This window comes from Paenibacillus lupini (assembly GCF_011761355.1).
GTDB classification, from domain to species: Bacteria; Bacillota; Bacilli; order Paenibacillales; family Paenibacillaceae; genus Pristimantibacillus; species Pristimantibacillus lupini.
Map to the genome: position 1 here is coordinate 490,150 of NZ_JAASRW010000001.1, position 17,215 is coordinate 507,364.

The window sequence follows — 17,215 nt, forward strand, 5'->3', positions numbered from 1 at the left end:
TGGAGTCATTCGATAACGAAAAAGGAGTCTTGCACATGTCATTCCAATCGATCAACCAATTAGCAGAGAAGCTGAATACGAATATTGGCCGGGTTATTGTCGGCAAAGATAATGTTACTGAGCTGTTGTTTATCGCATTAATTACTTCTGGTCATGTCCTGCTCGAAGATGTCCCTGGCACGGGAAAAACTCTGCTCGCGAAATCACTCGCACAATCGCTTAAGCTTCAATTCCGAAGGGTACAATTTACGCCGGATTTGCTGCCTTCTGACCTTAGCGGTATTCAATATTATAATCAGAAAGATGGCGGCTTCGAGTTTCGTCCGGGGCCGCTCTTCACTAATCTGCTGCTTGCCGATGAGATCAATCGGGCGACTCCTCGTACGCAATCCAGTCTCCTCGAATGTATGGAGGAGCGCCAGATCAGTGTGGATGGTGAGACCAAACGATTGGACAAGCCATTTATGGTTATTGCTACTCAAAACCCAGTGGAGCATCAAGGGACATTCCCTTTGCCAGAAGCTCAATTGGACCGGTTCTTATTCAAGATCCAAATGGGTTATCCAACAACAGAAGAAGCTCTTCAAATTCTTAAACGATTTAATAATGCCGATCCGCTGGGCCAGCTTGAGCCGGTAGCGACAGCAGCAGATATTGCAGAGGCACAGCGTCGTTACGCGGAGGTTCGTGTATCCGATGAAGTGCTGCAATATCTCTTGCAATTAATTGAACGTACTCGTTCCAGAGAAGATGTTAATATCGGTGTCAGTCCACGTGGCAGTCAAGCTTTACTTCGAGCATCACAGGTGCATGCAATCTTGCGAGGTAGGGATTACGTAACGCCAGATGATGTGAAAGCAATGGCAAAGCCGGTTCTTGCCCATCGTTTGTCTCTTAAAGGTATGCACAGATCTCATAAGCAGGCGGAAGTCATCATCGAAGATATTATCCGGCAAACCGCAGTACCTGCGGAAGCTGGGATCGTCTCCCGATAGTGGTGAGCGGATGATTATATTCTGGGTCGCATTCGCAGCTATTCTTGTGTTTTTTCTGCAGGCAAAATTATTTCATAGTTATGGCTTAAAGCAAATCGGTTATGAGCGAAAATTTCAAAAGAGAGTCAGCTATCGCGGCGAAACCATTGAACTAGTCGAGCAGCTGACGAATGCCAAATGGCTGCCTGTCCCATGGATGAGGGTAGAATCACAATTATCGTCGGACTTATTATTCCATCGTCAAGATAATCTCGAAGTGAGCAGCGGTACGCTGTCTCAAAATCATAAAAGCTTCTTTACCTTAATGCCAAATACTAAGATTACAAGAAGACATCGCATTGTTTGTACGAAGCGTGGCTGGTATAAACTGCAATCGGTTACAATGACAGCCGGCGATCTTTTAGGCTTCATTCATCAAACAAAGCAGATTGCCTTGAATGGCGAGCTGATCGTATATCCTACGCCAGCTGATGTACCCGTTCATGAGCTTCCTTCGCATAGCTGGCAAGGGGAATTATCGGTCAGGAGATGGATTGTTGAGGATCCGTTTGTCGTCATGGGAACACGGGATTATCGTTCCGGCGATACGCATAAGATGGTGAATTGGAAGGCGACGGCTAGAGCAGGTAAGCTGCAGGTGCATCAATATGATTACACCGCTGATCGCAAGCTTATGATTTATTTGAACGTGGAAGACAATGAGAATATGTGGCGGACCGTTAATGATGAAGAACTGATCGAACATGGAATTGAATGGGCAGCTGGAGCTGCTCAATCGGTTATTCAAAGCGGGATGGAAGCGGGCTTCTGCACGAACATGCCGATTATCGGTGAGTTTGGCAGCACACTCATTGAACCGCGCAGCGGCGGCGGACATTTGTCTGAAATATTCGAAGCGATGGCGAAGCTGGAGCTGCTCCGGACAGAGCCGTTTATCGATCTGCTGACTCGGGAAGCAGATAGCGGATATGCGCAGCGTGATGTTTTGGTGATCTCAACCTTCTGGAACGATCAGCTGGAATCTCAAGCTGACAGATTACGGCGTAATGGCAATGCAGTTGTTCATTGGACTCTTACCGAACAGCCTAAAGCAGAGCAGCAGGAAGGTGAAGCGGGATGAACCAATCTAATTCGCATAATCTGATAGGGCTGCGACTGCTTCAAGGAAGTATAGAGACATTATTCTACTTGCCGCTTCTATTTATTGCCGCTTTCTATGCTTCAACCAGCAGCTTTATGGTTTCATGGCTGCTTACGCTTCCAATCGTATATACTTTAGGAGCGTTATGGATTCGCAAAGTGAAAGTAAATCGCAGGATTTACCGTTTGCTTATTGCTATCTTGCTCGGTGCGGGGCAGACGATACTATTATTAGCTGTATTAATAGCATTTAATGCTGAGCTTTCAGGCATAACGGTTCTTATTCTAGGCCTCCTAGGAGCTTTCATTTCTACAAATGGGATGAGAGCAGCTACAAAAGGCTGGTATGTAGCATTCCCGAATACGCTTATGTTTGTAAGTGTCATATTGTACGTGATTCTAACGATCGCAGCTCATCTACGTGAGCAGCTTGAGCCGTATTTTACCTTCCTGACCATATGCGGGATTGCAGCACTCGTTCTTTTACTTTATATCATTAATGAAAGACTACTTACGTACGAGACTCATTCCGGCGGAGCAATCCAATCTGCTACGACTAAGGTATTCAAACGACAAAACCGGTTTATGCTTAGTATCGTAGCTGTATTATTGCTCATTGCAGGGTTGTTCCGTCAGCTCCAGAGCTCCATCGAAGCATTCTTTCACGCTGTCATGAATCGGATCATGGATTGGTTGAACAGATCAGAAGAACCAGTCCAGGAGCCACCTGCAGATACACCACCTCCAGAGCAAAGTATTCTGCCTCCGGTAGAAGCTAATCATCATCCACAATGGTTGATATGGCTGGAGCATCTTGCTAAGTATATTGGCATAACCTTGTTGATCATTGGCGTCGCGGTCCTCTTATTCTTTGTTGGGCGTAAGCTTTATCAGCTCATCAACAAAGCATTGGGCCGGATATGGGAACGTGCAAGTGATAGGAAGGACAGTGCTGAAGGGTATACCGATGAGGTGGAAAGTCTCGTGTCACAGTCCAAATGGACTGACAGGTTCCTTAAACCTGGCAAGAAGAAAGAAGCCCGCTGGGAGGAACTGCGTACTACGGGAGATAAGGTTCGTTATCTGTACCGTTGGTTCGTTGCTGGTGCGACGGGGAAGGGATACTCGTTTAAGCCGCATTTTACCGTTAAAGAAACGGGCTCAGATATTCTTGCTTGGCGTAATAAGCCTCAGACCAATGCAGATGTTGAGCAGCTGACTAGCTTATATGACGAAGTACGGTACGGGGGACAGGAGCCAAACGAAGAACTCGTCCAATCCCTGAGAAAGAGACTGGACGAGCAAAGGAAGTAACTTATTTAAGCGATGCGATATATTGGGCGATCTTTGTACCATGAAAGCGTCCGGATTCAATGAAAATTTCATTCGCTTCATGCTTGGAGGCGACGACACCAGCCAGAAACAGGCCAGGGACGTTCGTCTCCATTGTTGTTTCATCAAAGTAAGGGAAGCCTTCTTCCTCAATCTTCACGCCTGAGCTTGTCAGGAAATCACGGTCAGGATGGAAGCCTGTTAAGGCAAGTACAAAATCATTGGCTACAGAATGACGGCCTTCCGGATTTTCTACGATCACATGATGACTGTCGATTTCAACGACACGAGAATTAAATAGCATACGAATGATACCGTTGTTAACTTTACCTTCAAAGCCTGGTCTTACCCAAGGCTTAATGCTCCTTGAGTAGTCGGCACCACGATAAATTACGGTAACCTTTGCACCAACACGTTCAAGCTCAAGTGCGGCGTCAATGGCTGAGTTGCTTCCACCGATGATCGCAACCTCCATGCCGGTATAGGGATGAGCTTCACGGAAGAAATGCGTCACCTTATCCATTTGCTCGCCAGGGATGCCGAGATAATTCGGATGATCGAAATACCCGGTTGCGACAACGACATAACGCGCTTCATAGTGCTTCTCTACGCCGTATCGATCGGTGCTTGTTAGATGGAATTGGCCGTCTTCCTGGCGTTCAACCCGAAGTACAGTCTCATACGCATTCACGCGAACATTGTTGCGCAGCGCTGCCATCCGATAGTAATTGATCGCTTCGAGGCGGGATGGTTTATCATTTGGGGTTGTGAAGGGGATATCCCCGATTTCCAACTTTTCCGGTGTGCTGAAGAAATGCATATAAGTAGGATACATAGAGATAGAATGGGCAATATTACTCTTCTCAATAATAACGGGATGAAGTCCGATCCGTTCAAGCTCGATAGCAGCAGCGAGGCCGCATGGTCCTGCTCCGATAATGATTGCTTCTTCTTTTATCATGCATGGAACCTCCTCAAATGATAATTTCAAATATAGCGCTGTTGAGCTATATTTAATTACTCATAATTCGTAAACATAGTAACGTTCATTGTACCGCTACCTGCGGATTTAATGCAAATTTGGCGAATGGCTATCTTGTACAGGGTTTGGAATATTGTATAATAATGTGGAACCGTGGTTAGCAGAAGGAGGGGTCAAACATGCGACGGCGATTTGTTATAGAAGCAGTAATGGTTGCAACGTATGGACATCTTCTCATTCCGAGCCGTCCAGTTGATTACGTCGTGCCTTATTCATCGATACTTGAGCTTTACGATATGAGAGACGGGGCGGAACCCGTCATGGATGACTTGGATGACGATGCGCATGTGAAAAGTAAAATTGGGGAGCTCATTACCTTTTTCGAAGATCCTTTGAATCGAAAAAAAATCGAGCGCTCGATGCAGGTGCCGTGGAAAGAAAGCTCTCCGCTCATTTTGAATGATATGATTCATTTCACGATTGTGCATGCTGTAGATAACGCACATTATGGAGAATATTTCGATCCAATCGAGACAGAGCTACTTCTGACAAGTTCGAAGCTGCAAATCCCACTCTTGTCTGATCAGTTCGAGTTTCAAGATAAGCTGCTGGAAGCAAGAGTCCCTGTCCAGATCTATGATATCGAAGACTTCGAGTTTGCGGTGGAAGAAGGCATTTCCATGACGGACGCAAGTCAATTGGGCGATTTGTAAAATAGATAGCGATTCGACAAAATCAGCTATTGCGTTAGTAAGAGTTAGTCTGTTACGATACGAACAGATTATATGAAAAATATTCCGAAGGAAAGAGGTGTCCGGCATGTGGAATCAACAACAACAGGCAATGATTGTTTATGTTCGTTCTTCCAAGCATGCCGTACAGGCCGCCTTCGCGATACGACCACATTAAGCGGGTAACTTCTGCTTTTTGCTGTTCGATCGGTACGAGGATCTCGAGCCTATTTACGGCTCGAGGTCTTTTTTTGTTCTTTTTTAAGCAGAGAGGGGAGGCAGAAACACAAGTGAAAGTACTATTGCGTGTATTAGCTTATGTAAGACCAAGCGCGAAATGGGCGGCTGTAGCGATCGTTATTATGATTTTCGCCACGATGTTTGACCTGGTAGCGCCATGGATATTACGGGAAATCTTCGATGAAGGTATTAAGAAGAGCAATGTATCTGTCATTATGTGGCTGACATTACTCCTAGTTGGTGTTCAGGTGCTCAAAAGTGCAGGGATGTTCCTGCAAGGTTACTCCCAAGAGCTCGTTGGGCAAAACGTAGTGCTTAAGCTTAGGGAGCAGATGTATGCACAGCTGCAGCGGTTATCCTTCTCCTATTATGACAAAGCGCAAACTGGGCAGTTAATGTCACGAATGACTGGTGATATCGATGCGGTCAAGAACTTTGTTGGCTTTGGTGCGATGGGGCTGCTGACAGGATTATTAACCTTTGTTGGTACGATGATCTTTATGTTATGGATGAACTGGCAGGTAACTCTGATCAGCACGGTGACAATTCCGCTTATTCTGCTTGTATTGTGGTGGTTCAGTAACAAGGTAGGTCCGGCATGGTCCAGTATTCGGGAACAGACCGGACGACTGACGACTACGCTGCAGGAAAATATCGCAGGCATCCGTGTTGTGAAATCGTTTGCAACGGAAGAAGCCGAACAGAAGAAATTTGCTGAACGGAACAAGCAAAACTTTGATACCAATATGGAACGTGCAAAGCTGGAAGCGAAAGCCTTCCCTTTAATGGGCTTGTTCGGCGGCCTGACATTTGTCCTGATGATCTGGCTGGGAGCTGTCTATGTCGCTCGTGGTGAGATGACACTGGGAACATTCATGGCATTCCAATGGTATACATGGGGCATTATTTGGCCGCTCAATATGTTAGGCTGGCAGATCAATATTATGCAGCAGGCCATTAAGGCGGCACCACGCGTATTCGAAGTGCTGGATACCCCTTGCGATATTGTATCGCCAGAGGCTGGTATAACGACAGACAATATGCGCGGGAAGGTCTCCTTCCAAGACGTGACTTTTTACTTTAAAGATCAAGATCCCACAAAGGATAATCCTATACTTAACGAGATTAACTTCGAAGTTAAGCAAGGTGAAGTTATCGCCGTACTGGGAGCAACCGGTTCGGGTAAAAGCAGCTTGATCGCCTTGCTCTCGCGATTCTATGAAGTGTCGTCAGGCCGGGTGTTGATCGACGGTGTAGATGTAAGGGAATATGAGCTCGACGGCTTGCGCCGCAGTGTCGGCATCGTGCCGCAGGAGACCTTCTTGTTCTCCGCATCGATCCGAGACAACATCGCATACGGGTATCCGGATTCCACAATGGAGCAAATCGAGCATGCGGCAAGAAAAGCACAAATTCATGATTTTATCGTAACGATGCCTCATGGCTACGATACTTTAATTGGTGAGCGTGGCGTTGGACTATCCGGTGGACAAAGACAACGTGTTGCACTTGCTCGGGCGATCTTAATGAATCCGCCGATTCTGGTACTAGATGAAGCAACCGCAAGTGTTGATACCGCGACGGAGTCTGCCATACATGAAGCGCTGCTCGAAGTTATGAAGGGCAGAACAACCTTTATTATCGCACAGCGTTTATCCTCGATTCAGCATGCTGACCGTATCCTTGTTCTGGAGCAAGGACAGCTAATCGAGCAAGGTACACATAAGGAATTAAGCGAGCGGAATGGATTCTTCCGCCAATTATTTGAGCGCCAGAAGCTTGCAGCCGGACGTTAAGGGACAGGAGGGGAATACATGAGTCAAGTGGAATGGGATGACGACAACGAGATTGAGGAGAAACCGTTTAATCTCGTCTATATGCGAAGGCTGCTTGGATATTTGAAGCCATATCGGAGGCTGCTCAGCATCATTATAGGCGTTGTCCTTATTAATATGATCTTAAGCCTTGCGGAGCCTTTGCTGCTTGGGTATTTGATCGATGAAGGCATTACAAAAGGGGATTTTACAGCTATCCATCTATTTGGTATATCCTTGCTTGGTATCAAGCTGGTCGGCTGGGCCTGCGGCTGGGCGCATACGAAATATATTAACTTTACGGGACAACGTATCTTGTACGATCTGCGCCAGCAGCTGTTTAATCATTTGCAAAAGCTGTCATTCCGATTCTTCGACGGACGTCCAGCAGGTAAGATCATGTCTCGTATCACGAACGATACGAATGCGATCGGCGAGCTTATTAACGGCGGTCTGATCACCACAGTTATGGAAGTCACACATCTTGTGGGGATCGTTGCAATCTTGCTTTGGATGGATTGGAAGCTGGCGTTGTTATCCTTTATTATGATGCCGCTGCTGTATCTGATTGTGAATCGGTTACGTCCTCGGATTGAAGGAGCATGGACTCGTTCGCGTAAGACGATGTCAGCGATTAACGGGCATCTGAACGAAACGATTCAAGGTATTCGTGTTGTGCAAGCGTTCTCTCGCGGGCAAAAGAACAGTATGCGCTTCGAAGGAATCAACCTCCGCAATAAGCAGGCTTTTATGCGGGCCATTATGCTTGAATCTACCGTATACCCGCTTGTTGAGTTGGTCGGGATGATTGGTACATGTATCGTGATCTGGTTTGGAGCGCAACAAGTGATGGATAATGCGCTGACAATTGGTTTCGTCATGGCGTTCATCAACTACTTATGGCGTTTCTGGGGACCACTTAGCGCATTGTCCAAGGTATACAGTCAAGTACTCTCGGCAATGGCTTCTGCAGAGCGGATCTTCGAAATTCTGGATACCGAACCAGAGGTGACAGACGCGGCAGACGCTCGCCGCCTGCCAGCGATTCGTGGTGAAGTGACATTCGAGAATGTATCATTCCGATACGAAGACACGAAGCCGGATGTGCTTCATGGGGTAAGCTTCACCGTCCGTCCGGGACAACGAGTGGCATTAGTTGGTCCAACCGGAGCGGGGAAAAGTACAATCGTCAATCTGTTAATGCGATTCTATGACTCAACCGACGGTAAGGTGAAAATCGACGGGTTAGATGTGAAAGACGTTACGCTGGAATCTTTGCGGAGACAGATGGGTATCGTGCTCCAAGATTCGTTTATTTTCTCAGGGACGATTGAGGAAAACTTACGTTACGGCAATGACGGGGCTACAAGGGAGCAAATGCTGCAGGCAGCTGAAAGTGTAAGGCTGGACCGGGTTGTTGCTCATATGAATGAGGGATATGAGACCGAGGTGGAGGAACGTGGTTCGAAGCTATCCGTAGGTCAGCGGCAATTACTTGCCTTCGGCAGGGTGCTCTTGTCAGATCCTCGAATTCTTATTTTGGATGAAGCCACATCAAGTGTTGATACGGAAACGGAGCAGCATATTCAAGAAGCACTTGAGACTTTGCTGAATGGCAGAACGGCCTTTATTATCGCGCACCGTCTGTCGACAGTACGCGATGCGGATCTGATCTTAGTTGTTGAAGATGGACGAATTGCTGAGCAGGGCTCGCATAATGAATTAATGAGACATGGCGGTATCTATGCAAAGCTTGTGAATACGCAGCTTAACATGCAAGAAGCGGTATTATCACAGGTGCAGGCTTAGTTGGCATTCGCTGCTTCGCTTGCTTGCTTGATCCGGTCGATCGCTTCAGCCATAGTTTTATCTGTAAGGTGGGCATAGATTTGGGTCGTCTCGGGAGAGGCGTGCCCAAGCTGCTCCTGCGTCATATAAATATCATTTCGCAAGTAATAATCGGTTGCAAAAGAATGGCGAAGCTTATGTACACTTAAGTAAGGTTTGCCGAATCGTTTCGCATATTTGATCACCATTTCCTGAATGGCACGTTTCGTCATTCGAGAGCCTTCTTTTTTGCCATTCGCAATGGCAAGGAAGAGGGCTTTTTCGCGTTTTGGCGCTTTGTAATGAGAATCACGCATTTGCAGATAAGCAGTAAGTGCTTCTACGGCTTCCTGACGGAAATAGACAGGTGTCTTGAAGGTATCATCGTTTTTACCTTTGCGATAAACGTAGGCGAGCTTCTTTTTCACATCAATATCGTCCGCGTTCAGATTCACAACCTCCGATACCCGAAGACCGGAATGCAGAATTAAGCTGATAATACAGCAGTCCCTCGTCTGATTCAGCTTGTATGAATAAAGGGCTTGTTTATTAGAAGCAATATCTTTCTCATAGTCAGCATGGATATAAGCGAGGAACTCGGATATCTCCTCTTCCTGCAGCAGTTTCCCCTCTAACTTGGCTGCTGTATCCTTTGGCTTATGTGTCCGCTTAATTGAAACTTTGGCCATCACGTTCCGCTTCAGAAGTGGGTAGAACTCTTCATCCTCCGCAATCTGACTCAAATAATGAAAGAGTGATCGAAGAGAGGAAAGCTTGCGCGTAATGGTTGTTCTTGTATTGTTGTGATTTGGATTGGTCGCAAGAAACATCCTGAAGCTGTCTATGCTGTCCATATGAAGTCTCTCCAGCTCAATGAGTTGAACATCCTTCACTTTCTCCGCGTCAGATAATCCCTCTCCAATAAGCCATCCCATAAACGTCTCGTAATCTCTTATATACTCCAGCAAAGAAGAGGGAGACAAGTCCGGAAGCTTAAAGTTAATAAATTTCTCCACATACCAGGGCATCAATGGAACCCGGCGGTCAAGCTCCTGCCGATCCTTGATTTTGATCACATTCAATGCTGTTCACCTCGCTATCTTTCTTCCTATATTGTACCAATTCAAGCGAAACGGGACAATGCAGGTAAAAGGAAAGCACGGTAAAAGTTAGCTTAGCAAATAAATGTAATTAATGTATTCGGGTTACTATTCCTAATTATCTATGTTAAACTCGTTTGAAACCAGCCGTTACACATCAAAATAATACCAATTCATGATTTCATACAATTATTAATAAAATGAGAGGGGCATTAATATTGATTAATAATCAAATTTATAAATATAGTATTACCATTATTCTAGCATTTATTATGACGGTAGGGCTTCCGCTTCAAGCGGCTCAAGCTGCTGCGCCAGCTACTTTAGGCTATGGCAATTCCGGGCCAGATGTACCGGATTTGCAGTTCCGTCTGAAGACGCTTGGTTATTTCGATAACACAGCGATCACGACATTTTATGGCAAGATGACAGAAGAAGCTGTTCGTAACTTCCAAGCGGATTACGGCTTGCAGCCGGATGGTGTTGCTGGCAAGAGAACATGGAAGGAACTGAAGAAAGCATCCGTTAACCAGGAAGAGCTAGATTTGCTGGCACGGATTATTTATGCGGAAGCACGTGGTGAATCGTACAAAGGCCAAGTGGCTGTTGCCGCCGTTGTGCTTAATCGTCTTGCATCTGACCAATTCCCGAAAACATTAAAAGGTGTTATCGAACAATCTGGAGCTTTCACAGCAGTTGATGATGGACAGTATTACATGAAGCCTAATTCAACAGCCTATAAGGCAGCATCAGAAGCGCTTGAGGGCAATGATCCAACGCAAGGCGCGTTGTATTACTTCAATCCGAAGACGGCCACTTCGAAGTGGATTTGGTCGCGTAAGCAAACCGTTCAGATCGGCAATCACATCTTCGCGGTGTAAGTAGACAAATGTGGGGCTTTGTATGAAGGTTGCCCTAGCTCGGCTTGGTTTATGTGTAAAATAAAGCACATTGCCGCTCTTGGAGTGGTAATGTGCTTTTTGTTATTGTATTTCCTATTATTCACCGCTTTGTTATACTAAAAATTAAATCATTTAAACAAATTATAAAAGGTGATCTAATATGGAATCGAAACGTATTGCAGCAGAAAAAGCAGTTGAGCTTGTGAAGGACGGTATGAAGATCGGATTAGGGACTGGCTCGACCGCCTATTGGGCTATCCAAGCCATTGGCCGTTTAGTGAAAGAACAAGGGCTTGGCATACAGGCCGTTGCTACATCTGTACAATCGGAGCAGCTTGCGAAGGAATGGGGCATTCCCATGATGCCTTTTGCAGAAGTGGATATGCTAGATCTGACGATTGATGGCGCGGATGAGGTGGATGCTGAGCTTAACTTGATCAAAGGCGGAGGCGGCGCTCTGCTGCGTGAGAAGATTGTCGCGGCTGCCAGTAAGCAGCTGATTATTATTGTCGATGAGAGCAAGGACGTTCAGCAACTCGGTAAGTTTCCGCTTCCAGTCGAAATAGTGCCGTTCGCCTATGAACTGACGGTCAAGAAATTGCAGCAATTGGGCTGTGAGCTGAAGCTTCGTCACAACGGTGAAGAGTTATTTGTGACGGACAATGGTAATTATATTGCCGACTGTGAATTTGGTGATATTAAAGACCCTGCAGCACTGCATGATGATCTGAACCGCATTCCAGGTGTCGTGGATAATGGACTATTTATTGATATGGCTAGTCTTGTCATTATAGGTTCCGCTGATGGAGAGATACGGAGCAAAACCCGCCAATAAGATGGGAGGGTACGATTGATGAGCACAAAGATTGCAATTATAACGGATATTCACGGGAATTGGCCTGCGTTAAGAGCTGCTCTCTTTGAAATTGATTCTTTGCATGAGGTCCAGCATATTTACTGTTTGGGGGATATGATCGGTATTGGGCCGGATACGAACGAGGTATTGCAAGCCTTGTTCTCTCGGGTGGATATGTCCTATGTGTCCGGTAATCATGACGAGGCTGTGCTTGCTCTGATCAAGGGGGAAGCTTACCCGGAAAGTCATTTTCATTCCAAGCGGCATCATGAATGGATCGCGGAAAGAATGGACAAGTCATTTGTTCCGCTGCTGGATGGGCTGCCTCGCGTGATCAGAACAGTTGAAGAGGGACAAAGTCAGCTGTTCACCCATTATCATATCGATCGCGATAAGCTTAAGGATCCCATCAGTACCGATCCGTTCAGCCCAATCGTTGAACCAAGTTTGCGAAATTTAGAAATGCTCTTTGACGGATGTCAGGAACAATTAATAGCTTTCGGCCATCATCATCCCATTCATTATTTCCGAAGCGATAAACAGGTGTTTGTGAATCCAGGTTCTTTGGGATGTAATGATAAATCAACCGCAAGATATGCGATTATAACCCTTAGCAATCAGGGGATAGAAGTACAACTGAGGGAAGCAGAATATGATAATTCCGCATTTTTGGCATCGTATGCCAAACTCGATGTCCCGGAGCGGGAATTTATATTACGAATCTTTCATGGGAATCAAGTTCGGTAGAGTATAGGGTCGATGGTGGTACTTGGATTGGATTTTTATGGTCGGGGATGCAGTTTGGGGGACCTTACTAGGTCCTAGCTTAATCGGCTGCTTTCTCTTTTGGCTGTGTGGAATAGTTTTGATCTTAATAGAGATAAAAGAAACGTGGAGTCTCTGTTTTCCTGAGTATGTTTATTTGTTTAGTAAAATTTGCATGACAAAACAGGAATAATTCGTTATGATGAGCAAGCAAATTGAATACGAGATAAGTTTCAGGTGCCAATAATAGCATTCGTCTGATCGATGATGCTATTGGATTGGTTAAAAGGGAAGTGGGTGCAAATCCCACGCGGTCCCGCCGCTGTAAGAGACGAGTCTATGCAAATATCCACTGGGTAACCGGGAAGGGTGCATAGGCGATGACGCTTGAGCCAGAATACCTGCCTGAATCTTTTTACACCACAATTCTACGAGCGATAGGAGGGTGTTCATTGTGCATGCTTATTTTGACATGTTTACATGATGGAACCCTTCAACTGTATTGAGTTGAAGGGTTTTTTGCGTGTTTTTTTATTGTCAAGTGAGAAGATAGAGAGAGGGAGTTTTCAATGAGAAAGAATAGAATTGTAATTTGGATGCTCATTGCGGCATTGATGTTATCTGTATTTTCAACACCGTTGCGTGTAAGCTATGCCGGTCCATCAGATAACCCTGAGGGATACGTCACGTTGGATGTAGAGAATTTGACACTGGCGCAGGATACAACAGCTCCTACAATTACAGTGACTGGTCTGACGAACAATCAGGTTGTTACGGAGCAGCAGCTTGCCTTTACTTTGGATGTAGCGGATAACGTTCCCCAGACGATTGTTCCGGAAGTTACTCTGAATGGTAACTTACTGCAGCCATCAGAAAATCAATATACAGCTGATCTTGTATCGGGTCTGAATACGATCATCATCAAAGCAACAGACAGCTCAGGTAATCTAGCATCTCAAACATATTCCATTGCCTATAAAACAAGTACGGCCGCAACTATTGAGCAATATGTGGACCGTAATTTGGCTTATATATTGTCCCACGCAACCGAACCGATCTTCGGAACACTGAACGGCGAATGGTCTGTTTTGACGTTAGCACGTGGTAATTACCAAGTTCCAGACGGCTATTATGACAGTTATTACAACAAGGTTGTATCTGCCGTACAAGATAAACAAAACGTACTTGATGCAAGTAAATATACCGAGCACTCCAGAGTTATTCTTGCTTTGACTTCCATTGCCAAGGATGTGACGGATGTAGGTGGTTATAACCAATTAGAAAAGCTTGCTGATTTCAATAAGGTTATCGTGCAAGGGATTAACGGTCCAACCTTCGCTCTCTTGGCATTGGACAGCCATGATTATGAGATTCCTGTCGTTGAAGGTGTACCGGTTCAATCAACGAGAGAAAATCTGATTCAATATATGCTGGACAAAGAAGTGAAGAAAGACACTGAAAATGCAGGTGGATGGGGCTTTGGCAATTTTGTTGATGTGGACCTGACCTCGATGGCGCTTCAAGCATTGGCACCTTATTACACCACCAATCCTGATGTCAAATCGGCGGCTGACCGTGCAGTTGCTTGGCTCTCCAAGTCACAAAGCAGCAATGACGGCGGCTATTCCTCAAGCGAAAGTATCGCTCAGGCTATTGTTGCGCTTAGTGCACTGGGGATAGATGCTAATACAGATCCGCGTTTTGTGAAAAATGGCAATTCGCTTATTGACGCCTTCCTGTTATATGCCTTACCGGATGGAGGCTTCAGACATACAAAGACAGGCGGCGTTAATGGGATGGCGACCGATCAAGGCACCTATGCCCTGGTCGCTTATGCTCGCTTCCTGAAACAACAGCATTCGCTGTATGACATGACGGATGTAACCCTTTCAATTGATCCTGACCAGCCTGAAAACCCGGGCGATCTGATTTTGCCTGCAGGTGATTCACCGCAAGTAATGGTTCCTAGTGATTCCACGGATTACCGTATACCGGTTACTGCTGCTGACAGCGGCAAACAAATCAGTATTATAATTCCTAGTGATAAAACATCTGAGGTCAAATTAAGCCTACCACTCAATACGGCGCTTCCGCAGATTGAAGCGGTAAAAGGAAATGCGTCGTTATTGATTCCACAAGGCGCACAAGTAACAGCCGGAGATTCGGGCAGCATTCATTTGTTTACTACATTAAATACATCCGATTCAGCACTGCAGAATCAGATCAAAACGATAATCTCGAATGGCAAACAGCTGGATCAAGTATCACTAGCCTTCTCGATGGGTGGCAATGCTCGAGTTCAATTCAATCAGTTTGTTACACTGACATTCAAAGGAATGAGCGGGAAAAATGCCGCCTACATCGAAGGTGGCGTAGCAACAAAGGTCACCCAATATGCAAGCGATGCATTAGGGCTCGCCAGCGGTAAAAGCGAATATGCCTACAATAACGGTTCTGATCTTGTAATTAAGACAAATCATTTTACGGACTATGTTGCTTTCGCTGAAAGCACAACAGTTGTGGATGGAGGAGGCAGCAATCCTCCGCCGACAGCAACGAAATACGTCACGTTATCCGTTGATAAATTGACGATCAGCAAAGGGTATACCGTTCCAAGTACGAAGATTGAGCTGCGTACAGGTGATAACGCATGGAGCGTACTCAAACGGATTTTGGACAGCAAGGGTATTTCATACGATTACACCTTTACTCCTAAATATAACAGTGTCTATGTACAGTCCATTGCTGGTGACGGGGAATTTGATCACGGTGAAGGCAGCGGCTGGATGTACAACGTGAATGGGGTTTATCCGGACTTTGGGTCCAGCCTATATGAACTTAAAGACGGAGATAAGCTTCAATGGCGTTATACAACGGATCTTGGTCTCGATCTAGGTGTTGAACCGGGAGACTGGGAGACGCCAGATGAAGATGGCGGCAACAACAGTGAAGGTAACGGAAATACGGATGGCGATGGCGAAACAGGGGGTACTGGAGGTACCGTTACACCTCCAGCCTCGAGCGACTTAGAGAAGCTCTACTCAGATGCTTCCCAAATCTCGGATTGGGCGAAACAGGAGATTAAACGGGCATCGGAAAAAGGCATCGTACAAGGAAGCAGCGGCAAGTTCTATCCGCAGGCTTCGGTTACAAGAGCGGAATTTGCCAAAATGCTAGTGTCGGTCCTCACTCTTCCGACGACAGCGCCTGCAGCTGATTTCACAGATGTCACGGCTAAAGACTGGTATTATTCCTATGTGAATGCCGTTGCGCAAGCCGGCTATATGAGCGGTTATGACAAGCATTTTAATCCGAATGCAAGCATCACCCGTGAAGAGATGGCTGCGACAATTGTCCGTGCACTAGGCATTAAAGCTTCAAAACCAAATTCGGCGATTAAAGATCTGCAGAACGCATCCGTCTGGGCGCAATCGGATATTGCGACGATTGTAGAAAGTGGCTTGATGACGGGAGCAAATGGCAAGTTTGATCCACATGCGAAGGTAACTCGCGAGATTGCTGCTGTTGTGGCTATGCGTTCTTATGACTACAAACAATCCGGAAATGGCAGTACTAAGCCGATTGACGCAAAACAGCTCGAAGTACAAGCAAAGATCAAGACGACAGCTGCGTTCCTGCAGCAAGCGGTAACCGACCCTGTCATTGCGAGTGTTGGAGGGGAGTGGACGGTATTAGGCTTGGCGCGTTCGGGCCTTCCAGTATCGGATGCCTATTATTCCAAGTATTACTCGAATGTCGAGCAAACCGTGAAAGAGAAGGAAGGCAAGCTTCACTCGGTAAAATATACCGAATATGATCGTGTCATTCTGGCTCTGACCGCAATTGGCAAAGACATTCACAATATTGCTGGCTATGATTTATTGAAGCCTCTGGCCGATTACGAAACAGTAATCAAGCAAGGGATTAATGGTCCGATCTTTGCACTTATTGCATTAGACAGTAACGGCTATTCCATCCCAACCGATAGCAGCGTAAAGACTCAGTCAACTAAGGAGCTGTTGGTTGATTTTATTCTAAACCGTGAGATTGCAAGCGGCGGATGGGCGCTCGGAGAAAATCCTGATGAAGCAGACGCGGATATAACGGCGATGGTCTTTCAGGCATTTGCACCGTATTATTCAACTGATACGAAGGTGAAAGCTGCCGTTGACCGCGGACTTGCCTGGCTCTCGAAAGCTCAGCAAGCGGATGGAGGTTATGCAAGCGGTGGTGCAGCTAATTCAGAAAGTGCAGCTCAAGTTGTTGTTGCTCTAACGGCACTCGGCTTGGATCCACAGACCGATGACCGTTTTGTGAAAAATGGTCATTCGCTTCTGAATGCATTGCTCAGCTATGCGGCAGCAGGCGGCGGATTCTACCATGTGAAATCTGGAAGTGCGAGTAATGGAGGAGCGCAGCCAGGTGAAGTGGATTTAATGGCAACTGATCAGGCCTTTTATGCGCTTGTCGCTTATGACCGCTTCAAGAGCGGAAATACCCGACTTTATGACATGTCAGACGTACAATAAGC

General features: G+C 46.0%; 12 protein-coding genes and 1 riboswitch. Of the genes, 10 read left to right on the plus strand and 2 right to left on the minus strand.

Features of this window, described 5'->3' with window-relative positions:
* Positions 1-35: 35 nt before the first annotated feature.
* The 3 genes from FHS17_RS02480 to FHS17_RS02490 are packed head-to-tail and all read left to right on the plus strand — an operon-like array spanning position 36 to position 3,449.
* Entirely contained in the window at positions 36-995 is a 960-nt protein-coding gene (locus FHS17_RS02480) for an AAA family ATPase (protein ID WP_208420196.1), read from the plus strand.
* Between the two features lie 10 nt (positions 996-1,005).
* Positions 1,006-2,115, plus strand: a complete 1,110-nt coding sequence (locus FHS17_RS02485; protein WP_167273851.1) for a DUF58 domain-containing protein — start codon at positions 1,006-1,008, stop codon at positions 2,113-2,115.
* Positions 2,112-3,449 carry a DUF4129 domain-containing protein gene (locus FHS17_RS02490; protein ID WP_167273855.1) on the plus strand — a complete coding sequence of 446 codons (1,338 nt, stop codon included), beginning with the start codon at positions 2,112-2,114 and terminating at the stop codon, positions 3,447-3,449. The genes FHS17_RS02485 and FHS17_RS02490 overlap by 4 nt, the downstream gene beginning before the upstream one ends.
* A gap of 1 nt (position 3,450) precedes the next feature.
* Here the strand turns inward: FHS17_RS02490 and FHS17_RS02495 are convergent, their stop codons facing one another.
* Positions 3,451-4,428 (minus strand): YpdA family putative bacillithiol disulfide reductase, encoded by a 978-nt coding sequence (locus tag FHS17_RS02495; protein ID WP_167273858.1) that lies wholly within the window; start codon positions 4,426-4,428, stop codon positions 3,451-3,453.
* A gap of 200 nt (positions 4,429-4,628) precedes the next feature.
* On the opposite strand from FHS17_RS02495, the gene FHS17_RS02500 reads away from it, so the two are divergent.
* The 3 genes from FHS17_RS02500 (at position 4,629) to FHS17_RS02510 (ending at position 9,043) form a co-directional block, all read left to right on the plus strand.
* Positions 4,629-5,162, plus strand: coding sequence for an ADP-heptose synthase (locus FHS17_RS02500; protein ID WP_167273861.1), 534 nt, complete (start codon positions 4,629-4,631; stop codon positions 5,160-5,162).
* Positions 5,163-5,470: 308 nt separating this feature from the next.
* Positions 5,471-7,216 carry an ABC transporter transmembrane domain-containing protein gene (locus FHS17_RS02505; protein WP_167273864.1) on the plus strand — a complete coding sequence of 582 codons (1,746 nt, stop codon included), beginning with the start codon at positions 5,471-5,473 and terminating at the stop codon, positions 7,214-7,216.
* 18 nt (positions 7,217-7,234) lie between these two features.
* On the plus strand, positions 7,235-9,043 hold the full coding sequence (locus tag FHS17_RS02510) for an ABC transporter ATP-binding protein (RefSeq protein ID WP_167273867.1): 1,809 nt from the start codon (positions 7,235-7,237) through the stop codon (positions 9,041-9,043).
* Here FHS17_RS02510 and xerS read toward each other — a convergent pair.
* Complete coding sequence (gene xerS, locus FHS17_RS02515; RefSeq protein ID WP_167273870.1) at positions 9,040-10,143, minus strand: tyrosine recombinase XerS; 1,104 nt, start codon at positions 10,141-10,143, stop codon at positions 9,040-9,042. The two genes, FHS17_RS02510 and xerS, sit on opposite strands and share 4 nt — an antisense overlap.
* A gap of 233 nt (positions 10,144-10,376) precedes the next feature.
* On the opposite strand from xerS, the gene FHS17_RS02520 reads away from it, so the two are divergent.
* The 4 genes from FHS17_RS02520 (at position 10,377) to FHS17_RS02535 (ending at position 17,213) form a co-directional block, all read left to right on the plus strand.
* Positions 10,377-11,042, plus strand: a complete 666-nt coding sequence (locus tag FHS17_RS02520; protein ID WP_341805774.1) for a cell wall hydrolase — start codon at positions 10,377-10,379, stop codon at positions 11,040-11,042.
* Positions 11,043-11,223: 181 nt separating this feature from the next.
* Complete coding sequence (gene rpiA / locus FHS17_RS02525; RefSeq protein WP_167273873.1) at positions 11,224-11,898, plus strand: ribose-5-phosphate isomerase RpiA; 675 nt, start codon at positions 11,224-11,226, stop codon at positions 11,896-11,898.
* Positions 11,899-11,916: 18 nt separating this feature from the next.
* Positions 11,917-12,666, plus strand: a complete 750-nt coding sequence (locus FHS17_RS02530; protein ID WP_167273877.1) for a metallophosphoesterase family protein — start codon at positions 11,917-11,919, stop codon at positions 12,664-12,666.
* 236 nt (positions 12,667-12,902) lie between these two features.
* Positions 12,903-13,107, plus strand: a riboswitch (cobalamin riboswitch).
* Between the two features lie 146 nt (positions 13,108-13,253).
* On the plus strand, positions 13,254-17,213 hold the full coding sequence (locus tag FHS17_RS02535) for an S-layer homology domain-containing protein (RefSeq protein ID WP_243865148.1): 3,960 nt from the start codon (positions 13,254-13,256) through the stop codon (positions 17,211-17,213).
* Positions 17,214-17,215 lie beyond the last annotated feature (2 nt).